Source organism: Thermomonas paludicola (assembly GCF_024498955.1).
In the GTDB taxonomy this organism is placed as follows: domain Bacteria; phylum Pseudomonadota; class Gammaproteobacteria; order Xanthomonadales; family Xanthomonadaceae; genus Thermomonas; species Thermomonas paludicola.
This window is the reverse complement of the sequence record NZ_CP093311.1, coordinates 113,236-133,323: the sequence shown is the minus strand read 5'-3', so window position 1 is coordinate 133,323 and position 20,088 is coordinate 113,236. Positions and strand designations below refer to the sequence as shown.

General features: G+C 67.9%; 15 protein-coding genes and 1 pseudogene. 4 read left to right on the top strand and 12 right to left on the bottom strand.

All coding sequences use genetic code 11. The features are described 5' to 3' along the window. Position 1 precedes the first annotated feature (1 nt). Both tatA and LIW09_RS00600 read right to left on the bottom strand, forming a co-directional pair. Positions 2-229 carry a twin-arginine translocase TatA/TatE family subunit gene (gene tatA / locus LIW09_RS00605; protein WP_256646066.1) on the bottom strand — a complete coding sequence of 76 codons (228 nt, stop codon included), beginning with the start codon at positions 227-229 and terminating at the stop codon, positions 2-4. Between the two features lie 63 nt (positions 230-292). Further along, positions 293-1,099, bottom strand: a pseudogene (locus tag LIW09_RS00600) (lipid-binding SYLF domain-containing protein); the annotation flags it as partial. A 106-nt stretch (positions 1,100-1,205) separates the two neighbouring features. On the opposite strand from LIW09_RS00600, the gene hemH reads away from it, so the two are divergent. Together hemH and LIW09_RS00590 are read left to right on the top strand one after the other, a co-directional pair. Further along, the gene (gene hemH / locus LIW09_RS00595) at positions 1,206-2,174 is read left to right on the top strand and encodes a ferrochelatase (RefSeq protein ID WP_256646065.1); all 969 of its coding nucleotides are present in this window, start codon (positions 1,206-1,208) and stop codon (positions 2,172-2,174) included. Beyond that, the gene (locus LIW09_RS00590; RefSeq protein ID WP_256646064.1) at positions 2,174-3,028 is read left to right on the top strand and encodes an alpha/beta fold hydrolase; all 855 of its coding nucleotides are present in this window, start codon (positions 2,174-2,176) and stop codon (positions 3,026-3,028) included. The genes hemH and LIW09_RS00590 overlap by 1 nt, the downstream gene beginning before the upstream one ends. Positions 3,029-3,031: 3 nt before the next feature. On the opposite strand, the gene LIW09_RS00585 is transcribed toward LIW09_RS00590, so the two are convergent. The 4 genes from LIW09_RS00585 to ttcA form a co-directional block, all read right to left on the bottom strand. After that, positions 3,032-3,541: a hypothetical protein gene (locus LIW09_RS00585; protein ID WP_256646063.1), complete on the bottom strand. Its 510-nt coding sequence runs from the start codon at positions 3,539-3,541 to the stop codon at positions 3,032-3,034. A 52-nt stretch (positions 3,542-3,593) separates the two neighbouring features. Next, entirely contained in the window at positions 3,594-4,391 is a 798-nt protein-coding gene (locus LIW09_RS00580) for a M48 family metallopeptidase (RefSeq protein WP_256646062.1), read from the bottom strand. Positions 4,392-4,431: 40 nt separating this feature from the next. Then, a complete protein-coding gene (locus LIW09_RS00575) occupies positions 4,432-5,334 on the bottom strand; it encodes a recombination-associated protein RdgC (protein ID WP_256646061.1) in 903 nt (300 codons plus the stop codon). Positions 5,335-5,435: 101 nt separating this feature from the next. Continuing rightward, the gene (gene ttcA / locus LIW09_RS00570) at positions 5,436-6,326 is read right to left on the bottom strand and encodes a tRNA 2-thiocytidine(32) synthetase TtcA (protein WP_256646060.1); all 891 of its coding nucleotides are present in this window, start codon (positions 6,324-6,326) and stop codon (positions 5,436-5,438) included. A 53-nt stretch (positions 6,327-6,379) separates the two neighbouring features. Here ttcA and LIW09_RS00565 point away from each other — a divergent pair, with 53 nt between their 5' ends. Beyond that, the gene (locus LIW09_RS00565) at positions 6,380-6,598 is read left to right on the top strand and encodes a YdcH family protein (RefSeq protein ID WP_256646059.1); all 219 of its coding nucleotides are present in this window, start codon (positions 6,380-6,382) and stop codon (positions 6,596-6,598) included. Positions 6,599-6,628: 30 nt separating this feature from the next. Here LIW09_RS00565 and plsB read toward each other — a convergent pair whose 3' ends face one another. The 5 genes from plsB to LIW09_RS00540 all read right to left on the bottom strand — a co-directional run bounded on the left by plsB (position 6,629) and on the right by LIW09_RS00540 (position 16,590). Continuing rightward, positions 6,629-9,370 (bottom strand): glycerol-3-phosphate 1-O-acyltransferase PlsB, encoded by a 2,742-nt coding sequence (plsB, locus tag LIW09_RS00560; protein ID WP_256646058.1) that lies wholly within the window; start codon positions 9,368-9,370, stop codon positions 6,629-6,631. Between the two features lie 78 nt (positions 9,371-9,448). Then, on the bottom strand, positions 9,449-12,430 hold the full coding sequence (locus LIW09_RS00555; protein ID WP_256646057.1) for an EAL domain-containing protein: 2,982 nt from the start codon (positions 12,428-12,430) through the stop codon (positions 9,449-9,451). A gap of 145 nt (positions 12,431-12,575) precedes the next feature. Then, positions 12,576-13,499 carry a cupredoxin domain-containing protein gene (locus LIW09_RS00550; RefSeq protein WP_256646056.1) on the bottom strand — a complete coding sequence of 308 codons (924 nt, stop codon included), beginning with the start codon at positions 13,497-13,499 and terminating at the stop codon, positions 12,576-12,578. Positions 13,500-13,707: 208 nt separating this feature from the next. Beyond that, a complete protein-coding gene (locus LIW09_RS00545) occupies positions 13,708-14,541 on the bottom strand; it encodes a DUF2608 domain-containing protein (protein WP_256646055.1) in 834 nt (277 codons plus the stop codon). A gap of 39 nt (positions 14,542-14,580) precedes the next feature. Further along, positions 14,581-16,590 carry a UvrD-helicase domain-containing protein gene (locus tag LIW09_RS00540; protein WP_256646054.1) on the bottom strand — a complete coding sequence of 670 codons (2,010 nt, stop codon included), beginning with the start codon at positions 16,588-16,590 and terminating at the stop codon, positions 14,581-14,583. 63 nt (positions 16,591-16,653) lie between these two features. On the opposite strand from LIW09_RS00540, the gene LIW09_RS00535 reads away from it, so the two are divergent. Next, a complete protein-coding gene (locus LIW09_RS00535) occupies positions 16,654-17,274 on the top strand; it encodes a thymidine kinase (protein ID WP_256646053.1) in 621 nt (206 codons plus the stop codon). Here the strand turns inward: LIW09_RS00535 and LIW09_RS00530 are convergent. Next, positions 17,240-20,071 carry a serine/threonine-protein kinase gene (locus LIW09_RS00530; RefSeq protein WP_256646052.1) on the bottom strand — a complete coding sequence of 944 codons (2,832 nt, stop codon included), beginning with the start codon at positions 20,069-20,071 and terminating at the stop codon, positions 17,240-17,242. The two genes, LIW09_RS00535 and LIW09_RS00530, sit on opposite strands and share 35 nt — an antisense overlap. Positions 20,072-20,088 lie beyond the last annotated feature (17 nt).

Sequence of the window (20,088 nt, the reverse complement as noted above, 5' to 3'; positions counted from 1 at the left end):
GTCAGCGCGCGGCGTCGTCGCGTTCGCGCTGTTCGGTGGGTGCCGGCGCCGGCTTGTCCTCGCCGAGCCGGGGCGCCGGCGTGTCGCCATCGTCGCCGTGCATGCCCTTCTTGAATTCGTGCACCGCCTTGCCGAGATCGCGCGCACCCGACGTCAGACGCTTGGTGCCGAACACCAGCAGCACGATGACCAGCACGACCAACCAATGCCAAATACTGAAACCGCCCATGATTGCGTGCCTTGCCGTTGCTGACGATCGAGTGATTTTACGCGGATTTGTGGCGGCTTACGGCTTGCTGGCGGGCGGCAGCGGGGTGGCCGTGGCTGGCGCGCCCGCGTCCAGCGGCTGCACCGCGGAAGCGTCCGGCGCGGCGACTGCCGCCGGCGGGTTGGCGCGCTGGCGGGCAAAGCGCGCCGCGTTGGTGGCTTCTTCCAGGGTATCGCGGAAACCGACGATCGCCGAGGACGGTGCCTGCGGCGCACGGCCTTCGAAAATCATGCGTGGAGTGACGCCCTCGCCATAGGCGGTGCTGTTTGCGCCGTTGTCGATCGACAGCACCGCACCATCCAGCGCCACGCCGGCAAACAGCCCGCGCGCGCGCGACCACGACCAGATTTCGGCCTTCAGCGCGCCGTCGGTGGCGGCCGCGGCGTTGCGGCCTACCGGCCCGGCGGCCACGCCGGCATCGGCGCCGAGGGTGAACTTGCCGTTCACGATGTTGTCCAGGCCGCGCTGGCTGCGGAACACCAGGATCACGTCGGCCGACTGCACGCCGGCTTGCAGGCCAAAGCTGGCGCCGGCCAGTTTCACGAACACCGGGTTGGACCATGTGCCATTGGCGGTTTTCACCGACATCAGGCCGAGGCCACGGCGCCCGCCCAGCATGAAGCCGGCCTTGATGGTGTCCGGTACCACCACGATCCCGCGCGCTTCGTCCAGCAGGCGGTCGGGGATGGACGATTCCGGAATGGCCTGGATCTGCTTCATCACCCGCACCGCGTCGTCGGCGCGGACGTCCTCGCGGGCACCGGCGGCGACACTGCCGGCAGCAAGCAGGACGGCGAGGGCAAGGGTCAGGCGGCGCGGCGTCGGCTTCATCGGAATCTCCGTTGCAACAGGTGGGCGAAGCCGCATCGTGGCGGTTTCGCGATGAATCGATCATAAGCCACGCGGGCAGCGCCGGCCTGCATGCGATCCTATGCCCATGAAAAACGCCCACGACGCCCCGCCGGCGCTGCTGCTGGTCAATCTCGGAACCCCGCAGGCGCCCACTGCCCGCGCGGTTCGCCGCTATCTGGCGCAGTTCCTGCACGACCACCGCGTGGTCCAGCTGACGCGCTGGCTGTGGTGCCCGCTGCTGCACTTCGTGATCCTGCCGCTGCGCAGCCCCAAGGTGGCGCACAAATATGCGCAGATCTGGTTGCCCGGCGGCTCCCCGCTGGCGGTGCACACGGCGGCATTGGCGGAGGAAGTGGCGGCACGCTTGCCGGGTTGGCGGGTGGCGCACGCGATGCGCTATGGCGAGCCGTCCGTGCCCGCAGTGCTGGATCGCCTGCGCGCCGAAGGCGTGCGCCAGCTGCGCGTGCTGCCGCTGTATCCGCAGTATTCCACCACCACCACGGCCAGCGTGGCCGATGCGATCGCCGCGCACGGGTCCGGTTTTCAAGTGGGCATGCTGCACGACTATCACGCCGATGCCGGCTGGGCGGCGGCAGTGGCCGGCTCGATCCGCGCGCACTGGGCTGCGCACGGGCGCGGCGAACGCCTGCTGCTGTCGTTCCACGGCATTCCACAGCGGCTGGTGGATGGGGGCGACCCGTATGCGGCGCAGTGCGAGGCCAGCGCGGTGGCGATTGCCGCGGCGCTGGGCATGCCGCGCGATGAACTCATGCTGACCTTCCAATCGCGCTTCGGACGCGAACGCTGGCTGCAGCCATACACCCTGCCCACGCTGGAAACACTGGCGCGCGAGGGGGTGCGCACCGTGGATGTTGCCTGCCCCGGCTTTGCGGTGGACTGTCTGGAGACGCTGGAAGAAATTTCGGTGGAGAACGCGAACGCGTTTCGCGCGGCCGGCGGGCAATCGCTGCGCTACATCCCCTGCCTCAACGCGGACGGCGCGCATGCCGACGCATTGGCGGCGCTTGCGCGGCAGGCGGCAGGGTGGACGTGATGCGCGAGGTTGGCTTCGACATCGCCCTGGGCCGCGTCAGCGCCTTGCGCAACGACGGCCACGGCGCCCGCGTGCTGGCCCTGCACGGCTGGCTGGACAATGCCGCCAGCTTCGTTCCGCTGGCGGCGCGTCTGCGCGGGCTGGATCTGGTGGCGCTGGATTTGCCGGGCCACGGCCGCAGCGCACACCTGCCGGCAGGCACCGAATACGGCTTCAGCGTGGCGCTGGCGGCGGTGCTGGACGTGGCCGACGCGCTGGGCTGGGAGCGCTTTTCCCTGCTCGGGCATTCGATGGGCGCGGGGATCGCCAGCCTGCTGGCGGCGGCCTGCCCCGAGCGGATCGAGCGCCTGGTGGCGATCGAAATGCTGGGCGCCCTGGCCGAATTGCCCACGCGCACGGCAGAACGCATGCGCGACGCAGTCACCGCGCAGCGCGTGGTCAAGGACAAGCGCCTGCGCGTGTTCCCGGACATCGGCACCGCCGTGCGAGCGCGCCTGAATGCGAGCCGGGTGCCGGGTAGCGGGCTGGATGACGTGCAAATCAGGCTGCTGGTGGAGCGCGGCGTGCGCGCCGTCCCCGGCGGCTTCGTGTGGAGCAGCGACCCGCGCCTGACCCTGCCCACGCTGACCCGGATGACGCAGGCGCAGATCGACGACGTGCTGGCGGCCATCGATTGCCCGGTGCTGGCCGTGTTCGCCGACCCCGCCCAGCCATATCTGGCGGATGCGGAACGTCGGCGGCGCGTGGCGCTGCTGCCGCAGGGGCGCCTGCAGACGTTCCCCGGCGGGCATCACCTGCACATGCAGCAGCCCGATGCGGTGGCTGCGGCAATCGACGCGTTCGTCGCCCGCTGAGGCTTATTCGTTGGTGCCGGTGCGGATGGCCAACTGGGTGCCGCCGCCGTCGGCCTTGACCAGCTGATAGAACACCTGGCGCTTGTCCTTGCTGAACATCAGGGTGCTGCCGTCGTTGGACTGCATCGCCATTTCGCGTTTCCAGCCGCCCCCCTGCATGGCCTTGTCGGCCTCGGCGTAGAGCTCGCCGATGGCGCCGGGCGCGGTCAGGTTGACCATTTGCATGCCGGCCATGTCCACCACGCTGGCGACCTTGCGCTCGCCAGGCAGATAGATGTCGGAGGGAAAGCCGGCCGGCAAGGCCACGTTGCCGCTCGCATCGGCGCTGACGATTTTCACGTCGCCCTTCTCTGTCTTGATGGTCATCGCGTTGCCATCCTTGTCCACCCGGGCGCCGGTGGCGTGTTCAATGGCGGCTTCGGTCACGCGTTCCGCGGCTTTCTTGCAGGCCGGCAGCGCAATGACCGCGGCGATCAGGGCCAAGCCGAGCAAGCGGCGGCAGTTGGTGTTCATGAACGGCATCCCCGGTGCGTGAATTGTCTAACGAAGAACGCGGGATTTCCGCTCAACCGGCCAGCAGCTGGCGCAGGCGCGCCTTCAGCCCGCGACCTTCCTCGCGCAGGTAGGCGCGCTGCTCGCGCCAGTCCGCAAAGCGCAGCTCCACTGCGTGCCAGAAGCGCGGCGAATGGTCGCGGTGCAGCAGGTGGCAAAGCTCGTGGACCAGCACGTATTCGAATGCGGCCGGCTGCGCCAGCAGCAGGGCCAGATCGAGCGCCACGGTGCCATCCGGCGCCAGAGAGCCCCACAGCGTGCTGGGCCGCTTGAACACGATTCGCCGCGGCGGGTGCGGCAGCCCGGGCAGGTAGGCCGGCAACCAGCGGCCGAGGTCGGCGCGCCCTTCGGCCTCATAGAACTCCTGCAGCGCGCGCCGCAGTGCAGCGTCGCCGGCCCTGGCCGGAGCCAGGAAGCGCAGCGTGCCCGCCGCGTCCTGTTCCAGCCGGGTGGCGCGCCCGCTTTCCCAGCGCAGCGGCAGCTGGTGGCCACGCAGCGGCAGCGCGCCGGTGACGTCGCGCCGCAAGCCGTCGCCGCCAGCCTGCGCCTGCAGTGCAAGCTGCTGCGTCAGCCAGGCGCGGTGCTCGTGCAGGAAGCGCTCGCCTTCGGCGCGGCTGGCGCGCAGCGGCAGGGTGAGCCGCGCGCCGCGTTCGTCCACCGCCAATTTGATCCTGCGCGCCCGCGGATCGCGCACGCGCAGGATGTCGATGCGACGGCCGTCGGCCAATGCGATTTCGACGCTGTCGCGCTGCACCGCTGGCGCCTTTGGCGTGGCGCGGAACGAGGGAAACAGGCGCAGCAGGGACGACATGCGTCAAGTCTAGCGAATGGCGGTCTGCCGGCGCTGCGGCTCACTCCGCCTTGCTGAGCTTGAAGGCTTTTTCCAGCACCGCGAACAGGCGCTTGAACTCGCCGGCCATCAGCGCGAAGCGCGCATCGAGTTCGGCGGCGATGTCGTCGCGATCGGTGGATTCCAGCTGGTCAACCGCGCCGTCCAGCAGTTTGAACTTGCGCACCACCAGGTCTTCGCCAAGCACGAAGCTGACGTGGTCATCCAGGGTCAGCGCCAATCGCGTGGCCTGCTTGCCGGCCTCCAGATGCTTGTTGATCTCTTCGCCGGACAACTCCATGCGCTGGATCTTCACCACCGCCCCGGAATCGGCCGGATCGCGCAACTCGCATTCGTCGCCCAGCGACAGGCCTTCCGGCAGCGGGTCGCCGGCCAGCCAACCGGTCAGGATCGCGCGCGGCGCGACTTCCGCATTGACCGGCAGCGCCGGGAAACTTCCCAGTGCGCGGCGCACTTCCGACACCACGGACTCCGCGTTCTTGCGCGAGGAGGTATCGATGGCGATCACGCCCAGCGCGGTATCGAGCAATGCATCGCTGCGCACCGGGCGCACGAACGCGCGCGGCAGCAGCTCGATGATCAGTTCATCCTTGATCCGCTTGCGGGTGCGCCCGCCGGGCTTGCGGCCTTCTTTCTCTTCGATCGACGCCAGCTTCTTCTGCAGCAGGTCGTTGACCACCGCGCCGGGCAGCAGCTTGTCTTCGCCGCCCACGGTGAGCCACAGCGACTCGTCGATGCGGTGGCTGAGCGCGTCGCCGTGGTGGCCGAACGGCGGAATGAAGCCGCGGCTGGACAGTTCCAGCGGGCCCACGGGCTTGAGCGCGCACTCGGCCAGGTGGGCGTCGAGGTCGGACAGGTCGAGCGCGGCAGGGAAGCGGAACAGGGTGAGATTGCGGAAGAACATCGGGAATCCTGGTTGTGCCCCTCCCTTGCAAGCAGGGGAGAGCTGGGGTGGGGTGCTGTTTCCGTCATTCCCGCGAAGGCGGGAATGACGATGATGCGGCGTCAATCGTCGTCGCGTTGCGTCTCGCCGCCTGCGAGCCAGGCGTGGGCATCGGGCATGGCGCAGTCGCCGTGCTTGCCCAACGCCTTGAAGTCGAACAGGTTGGCATCGCTCAATTGTGACGGGCGGATGTCGCCCAGCGCGCGCGACAGGGTTTCGATGCGGCCCGGGCTGTCCTTCTCCCACTGCGCCAGCATGTGCTTGACCTGCTTGCGCTGCAGGTTCTCCTGCGAGCCGCACAGGTTGCAGGGAATGATCGGAAACCCCCGGCTGTCGGCATAGGTTTCGATGTCGGCCTCGCGGACATGGGCCAGCGGGCGGATCACCACGTGCTTGCCGTTGTCGCTGAGCAGCTTGGGCGGCATGCCCGCCAGTTTGGCATGGAAGAACAGGTTGAGGAAAAAGGTGTTGACCAGGTCGTCGCGATGATGGCCCAGCGCGATCTTGGTGAACCCCTGCGCCTCCGCATAGGCGTACAGCGCACCGCGACGCATGCGCGAGCACAGCGAACACTGGGTCTTGCCTTCCGGGATCACCCGGCTCACCACCGAGTAGGTGTCTTGTTCGATGATGTGGAAATCGACGCCAATGCCGCGCAGGTAATCGGGCAGGACGTGCCCGGGAAAACCGGGCTGCTTCTGGTCCAGGTTGACCGCGGTGATGCTGAATTCCACCGGCGCCTTCTTCTGCAGCTGCAGCAACACGTCCAGCAGGGTGTAGCTGTCCTTGCCGCCGGACAGGCAGACCATCACCTTGTCGCCCGCTTCGATCATCCCGAAATCGGCGATGGCGCGGCCCACCTGGTGACGCAGGCGCTTGGCCAGCTTGTCGCTCTCATGCTTGCGGCGTTGGGCGACGGGCTGGGGTTCGGCGAGGGGAAGATCGATGTTCATGCCGGTGCATTTTACCTGCCGCAGGCGCGGCCCCGGCGCGCTATGCTCGGCGCATGAACCAGTCCCTGGATCCGGCGGAGCTTTCGCGCATGGCCCGGCGCGTGGCCGAGTTGCGCCATGAGCACCGCGAGCTGGACGCCGCCATCGCCGGCATGCAGGCCAGCATCCAGACGGACGAGCTGATCCTCAAGCGGATGAAGAAGCACAAGTTGCTGCTGAAGGATCAGATCGCCTGGCTGGAAAACGCGCTGATTCCCGACGAGCCGGCCTGACGCCCGCACGGCGTCGGCACGCTGCCGGCGTCAGTCTTGCGGTTGCTCCGGCGCGGCGTCCGGCGCGGCAGGCAGCGCCGGGCGTTCGCCCGTGCTGCGGCCGTTGTCGGGGGTGATTTTCTCGATGGTGTGGCGCAGCTCGCGGCCCAGCACCACGCGGGCATCCTTCGCCCACGCCTTGAGGCGGTCATCGAACATCAGCTTGCTGGTGTCGCTGGGCCAGACCAGCTTCAGTTCGCGCAGTTGCTGGATGAAGCTGCGGAACAGCGCCTTGTCGAAGAACTCCGGCGCAGCCGGCGCGTACAGCAGCGACAGGCGCTGCGCGGTGAGCTGGCACATGCTTTCCAGTTCGCCGGCGCCGAGGATGCCGGGGCCGTTCTTCACCAGCACGCTGATGGCGATGTAGTAGCGCTCGAACGCCTGCTGCAGGGTGTGGCCCAGCGCGCGCAGGCGGAACACCTCGTCACTCTGCCCGGCGTTGCGCTGCAGGATGCCGCCGTCCTCGTCGCTGACCTGCTCCAGCAGGCCCTCGCGGATGAAGACTTCGATGGTGCGGTCGATGCGGCTGGCGAAGGTGTCCTCGTTCCAGGGCAGGAACAGCTCGGCCTGCAGGAACGGATACAGGGTGCGGCCGATCTGCTGCAGCTGCCGGCGGCCCATGCGGCGGTTGTTCTGGAAGCACACCGCGATCCACGAGGACGCGGTGAACAGGTGCAGCACGTTGTTGCGGAAATAGCTCAGCAGCACCGCGGCATCGCCATGCACGCCCAGCACGTCGCCCAGCGGATGGCGGATGCGCGTGATCAGGCCGATCTCTTCGCCGTGCGCAATGATCTGCTCCGGTGAATGCGGGGTCACCGTCACCCAGTCGGAATACGGCACTTCGGCCAGCAGGGTCTTGCTCAGCGCGATCTGTGCCAGCAGGTCGGCCTCGCCCATCGCGTGCTTGGGCGTGGACAACAGCGCCAGCGCGAGCAGGTTGATCGGGTTGACGTCGGCGGCGCGGTTGACGTTGACCTGGATGCGTTGCGCCAGCGCATCGACGGTGCGCGCAAACCAGGCCGGTTTTTCATCATCGGGCACCGGCTGGTGATCCCAGTCGGGCGCGTGTTCGGCCAGGATCCGATCCAGGCGGATGCGTTCGCCGAAGTTCACCACCACCTGCCCGTAGTTGCTGCGCAGCACCTTGGGGATGCCGCCCAGCAGCTGCCAGATCGATTCCTTTTCCTTGGGCTTGCCGGACAGCTCGTCCAGGTAGCTGCTGCCTTCCATCAGCTTCTCGTAGCCGATGTACACCGGCTGGAACAGCACCGGGCGGGACGGCTGGCGCAGGTAGGCGCGCACGGTCATCGCCAGCGAGCCGCCCTTGGGCTGCAGCAAACGCCCGGTGCGCGAACGCCCGCCTTCGATGAAGTATTCGATGGAATAGCCGCCCGCCACCAGCTGCGCCATGTATTCGCGGAACACCGCCGAGTACAGCGCGTTGCCCTTGAAGCTGCGGCGCGCGAAGAAGGCGCCGCCCTTGCGCAGGAGGGTGCCCACCACCGGCAGGTTGAGGTTGATGCCGGCAAAGATGTGCGGCGCCACGATGCCGTGGCTGTAGAGCAGATAGCTCAGCAGCAGGTAGTCCATGTGGCTGCGGTGACTGGGCACGTACACCACTTCATGGCCGGGGGCTTCCTGCTTGAACTGGTCGAGATGGTGCACCAGCACGCCCCGGTAGATGCGATTCCACACCGAGGTCAGCGCGAAGCTGGCCGAGCGCACCACCGTATTGGAATAGTCGGCGGCGATTTCCCAGAAATAACCGTTGGCCTTCTTCCACGCGTCTTCCGGCTTGATCTTGTCGCGCCGCGCCTGATCGGCGATGGCCTCCTTGACCTGCGGCGCCGACAGCACCTGATCGGCCAGCATGCGCCGGGTGGACAGGTCGGGGCCGATCACCACCTCGCGCAGGCGCCGGAAATGGGTGCGCAGCACGCGCGAGAGCTTGCGCACGGTACGTTCGGGCTCCAGGCCCTCGGCCACCGTGTCGCGCACCGAGATCGGCGCAGAGAACTGCACCAGGGTGTCGCGGCCGTTCAGCAGGATGGCGAGCAGGCGCCGGAAGCGCCCGACCAGCGTCCAGTTTTCCGAGAACAGCACGGAAAACCAACCGCTGCTGCGCTTGGGCGCCTGGCCCACGAACACCGATACCGGCACCAGTTGCACGTCCAGTGCCGGGTTGGCGCGGTGTGCTTCCAGCAGCCGTGCCAGCGAGCCGGAATGGGTCTTGTGCTCGGCGCCGGGCAGCAGCCCCAGCGCGTTGGCATGCCGGCGTGACAGCGCGACATAGGAACGCTTGCGGCCCAGCGGGTCGCCGGCAATGGGCTGCAGCGGCGGCGGCAGGCCGGCTTCGCGGCAGGCGCGCTGCAGGATCAGGGCGTTGGACAGGCCGTAGTCTTCCAGCACGTAGCAGACCGGGCGCAAGGCCGCAGCCGCGACCTGCGGGTCGGCTTCGATGTCCAGTTTCAGCCAGGGCGACAGCGGGCGCCCCAGCAGGCGCGCCCACAGCGGTGTCCGGGCCTTGCCTGCCTGTTGTGGCGGCGGCAATGCCGCAGGCGACGCTTCGCTGGCCGCAGCAAGAAACCCGGGCAGCGGCAACGGTGCGCCTGCCGCAGCCTCGTCCGACGGCGCTTTTGCATCGGTGTCGATGCGGGCGTCGGCCGGGGTGTCTGCATGCGCTAGCGTGTCGAACAGGCCGGCTTGGTCGGGAGTCTGGCGATTGGGCATCGCGGCCATTATGGACGACGGCTGCGGCGGGCAGGCAACGCGGAGGCGCCGGCGGGCGCCGCGCTTATGAGATGACCGTCACGATTCCACGGGCGAAACCGCCGGCTGGGGCGCATCCAGCCAGTGCAGCGAGGCTTGTGGCCGGCCGAACAGGAACCCCTGCGCATGCGCGCAGCCCATCGCCAGCAGGGCTTGCCGCTGGCCTTCGGTTTCCACGCCCTCGGCAACCACGTCCAGATTCAGCGACTGGGCCAGGCTCTGCACTGCGCCGACGATCGCCCAGCTGCGGCTGGCGCCGGACTGGTCCAGGCCGCTGATGAACGAGCGATCGATCTTGATCGACTTCAGCGGGAAGCGATGCACGTAGCTGAGCGAGGAGTAGCCGGTGCCGAAGTCGTCGAGCGCGGTACCCACGTGGGCATCCTGCAGGCGCTGCAGGATCCGCGCCGCCGCCTCCGGATCGCCCAGTAGGGTGCTTTCGGTGACCTCGATGCGCAGCTGCGCCGGCGGGAAGCCGGTTTCGCGCAGCAGCTCCAGCAGGCGCTGGTCGAAGTCCTCGTACTGGAAATGGCGCGGCGAGATGTTGATGCTGACAAAGCCGCCGTTGGCGACCAGCGTGGCACCTTCGGTGCAGGCCAGCCGGTACATGTGCCAGTCGATCGCCTCGATCAGCCCGCTTTCCTCCGCCACCGGCAGGAACTCGCCGGGGCCCAGCAACCCGCGCACCGGGTGTTGCCAGCGGATCAGCGCTTCGTAGCCCACCGTGTGGCCATCGGTCAGCTGCACGATGGGTTGGAAATAGGGCCGGAATTCGCCGACGTGCAAGGCGTTGCGCAGCTCCAGCTCCAGCTCCAGCACGTTCATCGCGACTTTTTGCTGGGTTTCGTCGAATAGCACGAAGCGCTGCCGGCCGGTCGCCTTGGCGCGATACAGGGCCACGTCGGCGTCATGCAGCATTTCGTCGATGGTCTGGTAGCGCGGATGGCTGATCGCGATGCCGATGCTGACCGAGGCCTGCAGGTCGCGCTCGCCGACCTGGATCGGTGCCTGCATCCGCGACTGGATGCGCTGGGCAATCTTGCTGGCGGTGGCTGGCTGCTGGCCTTCTTCCAGCAGGATCGCGAATTCGTCACCCGACAGGCGCGCGACGATATCGGGCGTGCGCACGCATTCCAGCAACCGGCGCGAGACCTCGCGCAGGACGACATCGCCGGCCAGATGGCCCAGGCTGTCGTTGAACAGCTTGAAGCGATCGACGTCCAGGTAGAGCAGTGCGAAATGATGTTGCGCATTGCGCTGCTGGCTGGACAGGGCGCGATCCAGCCGATCGCGCAGATACAGGCGGTTGGGCAGGCCGGTCAGGGGATCGTGCATCACCTGATGCTTGAGCTGCGCCTCCACCTGTTCACGCACCGATATTTCACGGCGCAGTTCGCGGGTGCGGGCCTGCACGCGTTGCTCGAGTTCGGCATTCAGCGTGCGCAGCGCTTCGGCTTGCCGCCGGCGCTGCACGCTGCTGGCGATCTGGTGGGCGACGAAGGTCAGCAGCTCGGCGTCTTGCTGGGCATAGGTCAAATCCGGCCGATAGCTTTGCACCACGACCAGGCCGATGACCCCGTCCGAGCCCTGCAGCGGCGCGCCGAGCCAGCACACGGCGGATGTCCGGCTGGCATGGTGGCTGGCATCGACATCGCCTTGCGCCACCAGGTCGCGAACGCCGGCATCGTCGATCAGCAGGGTTTGCCCGTGGCGCAGGACGTATTCGCTCAGGCCGAGGCCCAGCGGGCGGTCATTGCGCTGATCGCCTGCCGCATCCACCGAGTAGGGAATCTCCAGCCGCGCGCCATCCGCGGAAACCAGGGCGATGTAGAAATTCTCGGCATCGAGCAGCTCGCCCACCGCCTGGTGGATGCTGCGATAGAAATCCTCGTCGCTTTCCTGGTTGTTGGCCAGCGCCGCGATCCGGTACAGGGTGGCCTGCAAATGCGCGGCGCGTTCGCGCTCGACGATCTGCGCCTTCAGCTGGATGTTGACGGCCGCCAGCTCGCTGGTGCGGTCTTTCACCCGCTGCTCCAGTGCCTGCTGCCCGCGCTTGCGCTCCACCGCGTTGAGCACGTGTTCGGCAACGAATCCCAGCACCGCGCAATCGGACTGGGTATAGCCCATGCCTTCGCGATAGCTTTGCACCACCAGTGCGCCCATCACCTGGCCGTCGCGGCGCATCGGCACGCCCATGAAGTCGATCGACGGCGTACCGAACTTGCCGTCCTGCGGCAGCTTGAGCATGCGCGCGATGTCCTCCGACGGCCCGCGCACCGCGCGACCGTGGCGAATCAGGCCGAGGGTGAGGCTGCGGCCCATTTCCGAGGCCGGGATCTCCTGGTCGGGGTCATACATTTCGCCATCCATTTCATCGACGAAATAGATGAAGCGCAGGGTGTCGCGTTCGGGGGTGTAGAGCGCGATGTAGAAGTTCTCGGCGTACATGAGCTGGCCGATGATCTGGTGCAGGCCGTGCAGCAGGCTCTGCATGTCGCGCTCGGACGAGGCCATGTCGGCGATCGCGAACAACGCATGCTGCAACTTCTCGGCGTGCCCCAGATCCTTGACCGTCGCGTGCAGCCGCTGGATCGAGAACAGTTCGGACAGGCGTCGCCCGGCCAGCGCCAGCAGGCGCGACTGCACGGGCGAAAGTGCACCCTGCCGGCCCGGGCGCGCCAGCAGGACCGCGCCGGCATCGGCCGCACCGGGCGGCAGCAAATGGGCTTCGGCGATACCGGCGACCGTCTGCGGTTGCCCGGCGAATGCCGCAACGGCGGCCTGCGACTGCTCGGGACTGCCCGCCTCGGGGGGTTCGAACAACAGCTCCCCGTGATCCGTCCATGCCACTGCACTGGCCGGGAAGCCGCAACCTTGCAGGCCTTGCAGGAGCGCTGCGGCAACCGCGCGCACGTCGGTGGCGGCAAGGATCGACAGACCGGTTGCGGCAAAGCCCGAGGCGCCCTCCGCGTGATCGTCACGTGCGTCGTGATCTTGATCCGTGGGGTGCCTCTCGCTCATGCGTTTGCCCTGGTGTGATGTCGCGTTTGCCGTGCGGGTTGCGCACGGGATGCGCGAAATGCGTGCTTCTCGTCAGTGTATCGGCCGATTGCGCTGGTTCTTTGGGAGGGTGTGGGCGATTCGTGGCCCGAGGGTCAATGGGGAGTCACTGCACGCCGCCTTGCAGCGACGCCTGCGCCTGGCGAACGTAGTCCGACAGATACCAGTGGCCGTCGATGCGTTCCACCGGGATCACCGCGTCGATCGGTTGGCCCGCCAGGACATAGTGCAGGCGCAGGCTGGCGTTGTCGCCGGTCTGCTCCAGCAGGGTCACGTGCAGGCTGCGCAGGGCGGCGTCGATATCCAGACGGTACTGTCGATTCAGCTGATCCAGCAGGGTGGCCAGGAACGGCGACAGGCGGTTCAGGCTCTGGGTCATGCCCAGCGTGGCGAACGCCCGGTTCCCCGCTTTGCTGTCGATGCCGCTGCGAACGGCGGCAGCGCTGAGCGCAGTGAAAAAGCGTTGGGCGCGTTTGGGATCGGACAGTGGCGCATGCACGGCCCAATGGCCCAGGGCGGTGAGCGCCTGGGTGCTGTGGTCGCGTTCTTCCTGGCTGTCGTCGGGGCTTTCCTGGAGATAGCCGCTGCCGAACACCACCAGGGTGCGGACGGCCTGATCGATATCGGCGTCGGCGCCTGCGAATTGCTTGCGGAAGGTCGCCATCAGCACCTTGTCGGCGTTCGGCGCCTGCAGGGCGGCCAGCATCTTCGGGATGCGTGCATCCAGCGGCAATTCATCCAGCGGCCAGCGGCTGCGCCCCTGGAGCCAGGCCTGCTGCAGCTGCGCGTGCAGCGTCGGCGGCACCGCCAGCCTGGCAAAACCGGCACCGTCGCGCGCCAGCAGACGGTCGCGCAGCACATGGATCGCATCCGCTGGCCGGCTGGCCGCGGCATCCTGCAGGCTGGCGGTGTTCGCTGCGGTGTCAGGACCGGAACCGCGCTGGCATCCCGACAGCCACGGCATGGCCAACGCCAGGCACAGGGCCAGCGCCCAGTGGCGGTGTCGAAACGCGGCATCTCCGGAGGACATGCGCTGGAGTGTCGGCTTGCGCGGCTGGCAGCGCAAGCCGCAGGGCCGACGGCGGGCAAGAAAAAGGAGACCCGGGGTCTCCTCAAAATCCGGCCGGGCCGGAGGACGACAGTTGTGGCATGGCTCCGGCTGAACACCGGACGCGGCCAGAGTAACCCTGCATTCGAGTTTATGCAATAAGCAAGGAAAAACATGCAACTTGTTGAATTTAATAGAAACACTTGCCATTTTCGAGATCGGCCAAACGCTTGGGATAGGCGCTGGCCAGCAGCTGGCGCCAGGCCTGCCAGCCGGCGCGGCCGGCGGTGGCATCGTCGCTGCCAATGCCCTTGTTGACCCGGGTGTAATGCAGGCCCAGATAATCGATGTGGGCGACCTGCAGCGCTGCGCGCATGTTGTCGATGTTTTTCTGCCCGTCATCCACCAGCACCACCCGGTCGTAGCGCAGGTGCAATCCCTGCAACAGGTTCAGCAGCGCCAGTCCCTTGTCCTGGCCGGTGGTCATGAACAGGCCCTGGTCGTAGAACACCCGCACCGGCTTGGCGTCTGCCGCTTTGCGGAAGTCCCAGCTGCGACCCTCCACCTGCCCGCCCAGCATGGCTGGCAACGCATAGCCGGCCGCCTGCAGGGTGCGCAGGGTGCCGCCGCGATAGAGCGGGTTGCGCGAGGTCAGCAGCAGCTTGTCCACGGCCAGCGCGTTGATCAGCGCCGGGCCATCCGGCTGGGTGGGGGTTTGCGTGCCGGTTTCGTAATTCATGGAAATCACGTCGAACAGGCAGGGCACCTTGCCCGGATCGCTGGCGGGCAGCCGTTTTTGCCACTCGTACCACTTGTCGCTGCCGAAGAAGCCATCGGACGTCAGCAGGGTGTCATCGATATCCAGTACCAAAAGCGTGCGGCCGCGCCCCTCGTTCAATGCCGGGGCGAGCTGGGCCAGGTCATCGATGTCGCGAATGGTCGAGCTGGCGGCACCGGAACGCAGCGCCGGGGTGCTGCAGGCGCCCAGCAGGACAAGCAGGAGAACGGGCAAAAGGCGGCGCATGGCGGGGTCCGGGACTTCGGTGATGCGAGTGTAGCGGCACTAATCGGCAAGCATGGCGCGGATGTTGGCGAAACTGACGCTGCGCCGTTCGGCCTTCTGCGCGGCATCTGCTTCCGGGTCGGCGCCGTCGCGTTGCAATTCATCGGCGGGCAACTCCTCGATGAACCGGCTGGGCTTGAGCCGCAGCTTGTCGCCCCAGCGCTGCGCCTCCTTGGCATGCGACAACCACAGCCGCTCCTTGGCGCGGGTGATGCCGACGTAGAACAGCCGGCGCTCCTCGTCGATGCGGCCTTCCTCGATGCTGGCCTCGTGCGGCAGGTTGCCGTCCTCCACCCCGACGATGAACACGAAGCGGAACTCCAGCCCCTTCGCCGCGTGCATCGACATCAGCCGCACCTGGTTGCCGGCCTCGCCCTTGTCGGCGTGCGAGAGCAGCGCCAGCGCGGCGGCCAGCTCGCCCGGGCCGGAGGTTTTGGGGCCGTCGAACCAGTCGGCCAGCTCGTCCAGGTTGCGCCGGCGCATCTTGAACTGCGCTTCGTCCTTGCAGCTGGCGCGCAGCGCGGCCAGCAGGCCGGAGCGTTCGGTGAGCTTGCGCACCAGCTCGGCCGACGGCAGCGCGTGGGCATCGGCGCGCAGCGCATGCACGATGCCGGAGAACCCCTGCAGCGCATTGGCCGCGCGCGCTGGCAGCTGCTGCGCCACCGCCATCGATTCGGCGGCGCGGGCCAGCGGCAGGTGCTTCTGGTTGGCCAGCTCGCCCAGCTTCGCCAGCGTGCCGGCGCCGACGCCGCGGTTGGGCGACTGCACCGCGCGCAGGAACGCGGCGTCGTCTTCCGGATTGGCCAGCAGGCGCAGCCAGGCCAGCGCGTCCTTCACTTCGCCGCGATCCAGGAACGCGGTGCCGCCGCTCAGATGGTAGGGGATGCGCAGCAATTGCAGCGCCTTTTCCAGCGCGCGGCTCTGGTGGTTGCCGCGGAACAGGATGCAGAACTCGCTCCACGGCGGCGTGCCGTCGGCGGCGGCGTGCTTTTGTGCAACGAACTGGATTTCCGCGGCGACCTTGTCGGCTTCGTGGGCGGCGTCGCGGCATTCCCAGACGCGGATGCGCTCGCCGTCGGCGGCCTCGCTCCACAGCGTCTTCGGGTGTTCGTGCGGGTTGTGGGCGATCAGCGCGTTGGCCGCGCGCAGCACCCGGTTGGAGCAGCGGTAGTTCTGCTCCAGCTTGATGATCTTCAGGGCCGGATAGTCGCTGCCCAGCGCCAGCAGGTTGTCGGGGTTGGCGCCACGCCAGGCGTAGATGCTCTGGTCGTCGTCGCCCACGCAGGTGAACTGCCCGGCCTCGCCGGCGATCGCCTTGAGCAGGCGGTACTGGGCGTCGTTGGTGTCCTGGCACTCGTCCACCAGCAGGTAGCCGATGCGCTCGCGCCAGCCCATCCGCGCCTCTTCGTCGTTCTCCAGCAGCTGCACCGGCAGCCGGATCAGATCGTCGAAATCCACCGCGTTGAACGCGCTCAGGCGCTTCTGGTAGTGCGCGTACAGCGCTGCTGCTTCATGCTCGCGGGTGCTGCGTGCCACTGCGGCCGCCTGTTCCGGCGACAGCCCCGCATTCTTGGCGCGGGACACCAGCTGTTTCATCGCGTCAATCACATCCGGCTTGCTGCCGGGCGGCAGCAGGTCCTTGATCTGCGCGGCGGAATCGTCGGCATCGAAAATCGAGAAGCCGCGGCGCAGGCCCAGCTTGGCGTGGTCGATCTGCAACATGCGCAGGCCCAGCGCGTGGAAGGTGGACACCGTCAACTCTTGCGCGGCGTCGCCCTTGATGCGCCGGCTCGCGCGCTCGCGCATTTCGCGCGCGGATTTGTTGGTGAAGGTGATCGCGGCGATGCGCCTGGCCGGGCAGCGGCCGGTGGCCACCAAATGCGCGACCTTTTCGATGATCACCCGGGTCTTGCCACTGCCGGCACCCGCCAGCACCAGCAGCGGACCCTCGGTATGCAGGACCGCCGCGCGTTGGGGTGGGTTGAGACCGTGGAGGGGATCGCGCTGCATTGGCCGTCATTGTCGAAGGCCACGGCCACCGCCGCCAGCCTTGTGCGCCGGTAGAATCCGTGCATGGCCAAGCTTTACTTCTACTACTCCGCGATGAACGCGGGCAAGACCACCACCCTGCTGCAGAGTGCGCACAATTACCGCGAACGCGGCATGCGGGTCGCGATCCTGACGCCGAACCTGGATGATCGCGCCGGCAGCGGCACGGTGGCGTCGCGGATCGGCCTGCGTGCGCAGGGGCTGTGCTTCGAGCACGAAGATGATTTGCAGCGCAGCATCGAGCGCGACATCGTCGCGCACGGCGCGTTGCACTGCGTGCTGGTGGACGAAGCGCAGTTCCTGAGTCGCGCGCAGGTGTGGCAGCTCAGTGAAGTGGTGGATCGATTGCATATCCCGGTGCTGTGTTACGGGCTGCGCACCGATTTCCGTGGCGAGCTGTTCGAGGGCAGCCAGTATCTGCTGGCGTGGGCGGACGAATTGTCGGAAATCAAGACCATTTGCCACAGCGGCAAGAAAGCGACCATGAACGTGCGCATCGATGCGCAGGGGCGCGCCGTACAGGACGGGCCGCAGGTGGAAATCGGCGGCAATGAACGCTACGTGTCGGTCAGCCGGGCCGAGTTCAAGAAGGTGATGCGCGGTGAGGGCGTCATCGAGCCGCTGCAGGTGCCGCTGCCGCTTTGAGCGGCTTGCCGCACGCATCGCGGATGCGCTGCACGTCGCGCGGAATCGCACCGCCTTCTGGAACGGCCAGCTGCATCTCGGTCAGGGTGGCATCCAGTGCCAGCTGGGCGGGCCTGGGCTGTTGCATGCAGCGCAGTTCGGCCGCATAGGCCTGCGCCAGCCAGACGACTTTGCGCTGTTCCAGGCTGCCGCCGCGCGCCTGGCCCAGCGCGGCGAGCTGCGCCACTGCGCCGGCGTCGCCCTGGCGGGCGCGCAGGCGCGCCAGCGCGACTTCGGCGCGACGCGCATGCGAATGCGTCGCGCCATAGCCCTGGCTGGTCAGCTGCACCGCCTGTTCCAGCGCGGGGCGTGCCGCATCCGGCTGATCCAGCGCCGTCAGGATTTCGCCGATCAAGCGCATGCTGTCGCCCACCAGGGCGTGGCTGGCGCCGAACTGTTGCGTGCGCAGCGCAGCAGCCTCGCGTGCCGGCCCCAGGGCTTCGCGGTCGCGCCCGGCGTCATGCAGGATCATCGCCAGGTTGAACAGCCCGCCCGCCGTCAGCCCCGCGTTGCCTGATTTTCGCCATGCGGCCACCGCCTGCCGCTGGAAGCGCAGGGCGCGTTCAAGGTCGCCGCGTTCCCAGGCGACGATGCCGAGGCTGTTGTAGGCACGCGCCATGTCCGGATGGTTGCCGTCCAGGCGTGCGCGCATCCACGCCGTGGTCTCCAGGAAGATGGTTTCGGCTTCGCTGAAATGCCCCAGGTCCACGTACAGGGCGGCCAGCTGCCGGCTGGCGTCGATGGTGGTGCGATGGTTGCGGCCGTGCAGCTCTTGCGCCAGCGCCAGGGAGGCCCGGCAGTCGCGTACCGCCGCGTCGAGTGCGTCGGTGGTGCGTTCCAGCGCGCACATCGCGCGCAGCATGCCGATGGCCTGCGGATGGTGGTCGCCGGCTTTCTGCCGCAGCTGCGCCAGACCGGCCTGCAGGATGCGCAGTGCTTCATCGGGCCTGCCCGCATCGGCCTCCAGCGTGGCCATGTCCAGCATGGTTTCGGCAACACCGGCGTCGTCGTCCTGCTTGCGCCGCAATTCCAGCGCACGCGTGAACAGGCGCTTGGCGCTGCTGGATTGGCCCGCCTCGCGCATGCAACGCCCCAGCTGTGAATGGAAGGCCGCGGCCTGCAGCGGGAGTTGCTGTTCTTCCTGACGGGCCAGGCCCTGCAGGGGCCGCAGTTGCGTGGTGCAGGCCTGCGGGTTGCCCAGCTCGTACTGCACATCGCCGCGCAAGGTGGCGGCTTCCAGGCGCAGGCTGATGGGGGCGTCCGGCAATTGCGCCAGCAGCTTGGCTTGCCGGTTCAGCAGGTCGTCGGCTTCGCGATAGTCGCCCAGGCCCAGACGCAGCTGCGCGACGACGCCATAGAGTTCCGCACGCGCTTGCGGCTGCCGGGCCAGGCTGCGTTCGCCGCGCAGGATGCCCATGTCCAGCAGGCTGCGCAGGTCGATGGGGGTGTTGGGCGAGCTGCCGGCATCCTGGAACAGCTCGGCGACGAAATGCTGCATGGCTTGCGCGCGGCTGGCCTCGCGCAGCGCGCGCTGGGCCTGCCAGCTGACCACGCCCAGCGCGCCCAGCAGCACGACAAGGATGGTGGCGCCGGCGCTGATGGCCCAGCGATGGCGGTGCATGTATTTGCGCACCCGGTAGCGCAGGCTTTCGCCGCGCGCCAGCACCGGCCGGCCACGCAGATAGCACAGCAGGTCCTGCGACAGCGCTTCCGCGGACACGTAGCGCTGCCCGGGGGTTTTGGCCAGCGCCTTCAGGGTGATGTTGTCCAGGTCGCCGGTCAGCTCGCGCGCGAGCCGCGCCGGCGAATAGGGGCGCGTCATCAGCGGGTCCGCGTGCAGCGCCGCCTGCGAGGGGCGCTGGCGTTCGCCATGGAGGATCGCTTCTTCCCACTCGGCATCGGTTTGCCGCGTGAGCCGGTAGGGTTTGCTGCCGGTCAGCAGCTCATACAGCACCACGCCGAGTGAATACACGTCGGTCATGGTGGTGACCGGCTCGCCGCGGATCTGCTCGGGCGCGGCGTAGTGCAGGGTGAAAGTGCGCACGCCGATGCCGGTTTGATCCACCGGCAGCGGATTGACGTCCAGCAATTTGGCGATGCCGAAATCGAGCAGGCGCACGTGGCCTGCGGGAGTCACCAGGATATTGGATGGCTTGAGGTCGCGATGCACGATCAGGTTGGCATGTGCATGGCTCACCGCATCGCACACCTGGCGAAACAGGTCCAGGCGCGCGGCGATGCCGAGCTGGCGCGACTGGCACCAACTGGTGAGGGGCTCGCCTTCCACGTATTCCAGCGCCAGATAAGGCTGGTTGTTCTGGTCCACGCCGGCATCCAGCAGGCGTGCGATGTAGGGATGCGCGAAGCGCGCCAGGATTTCGCGCTCGCGATCGAAGCGTTGGCGCAGGCGCGGATCGGCCAAGCCGGGGCGCAGCAGCTTCAACGCCACCTTGCGCTCGTACAGGCCGTCGGCGCGCGCCGCCAGCCACACTTGGCCCATGCCGCCTTCACCCACCAGCCGCTCCAGCCGATAGGGGCCAAGCCGTGCGCCCGGCACGGCGCCTACGGGCAATTGCATGACCGGCGTGGCGAGGAAGTCGGCATCCTCCGCGCCCAGCGCCAGCAGTTTCTCCAGCTCGTCGGCCAGCAGCGGATCTTCGCGGCGCAGCACCTGCAGGTGCTGCGTGCGCTCTCCGACCGGGAGTTCCAACAGCGCGTCAAGCAGGGGCGACAGGCGTTGCCAGCGTTCGGCGTCCATGCGGGTGGCCGCGTCCC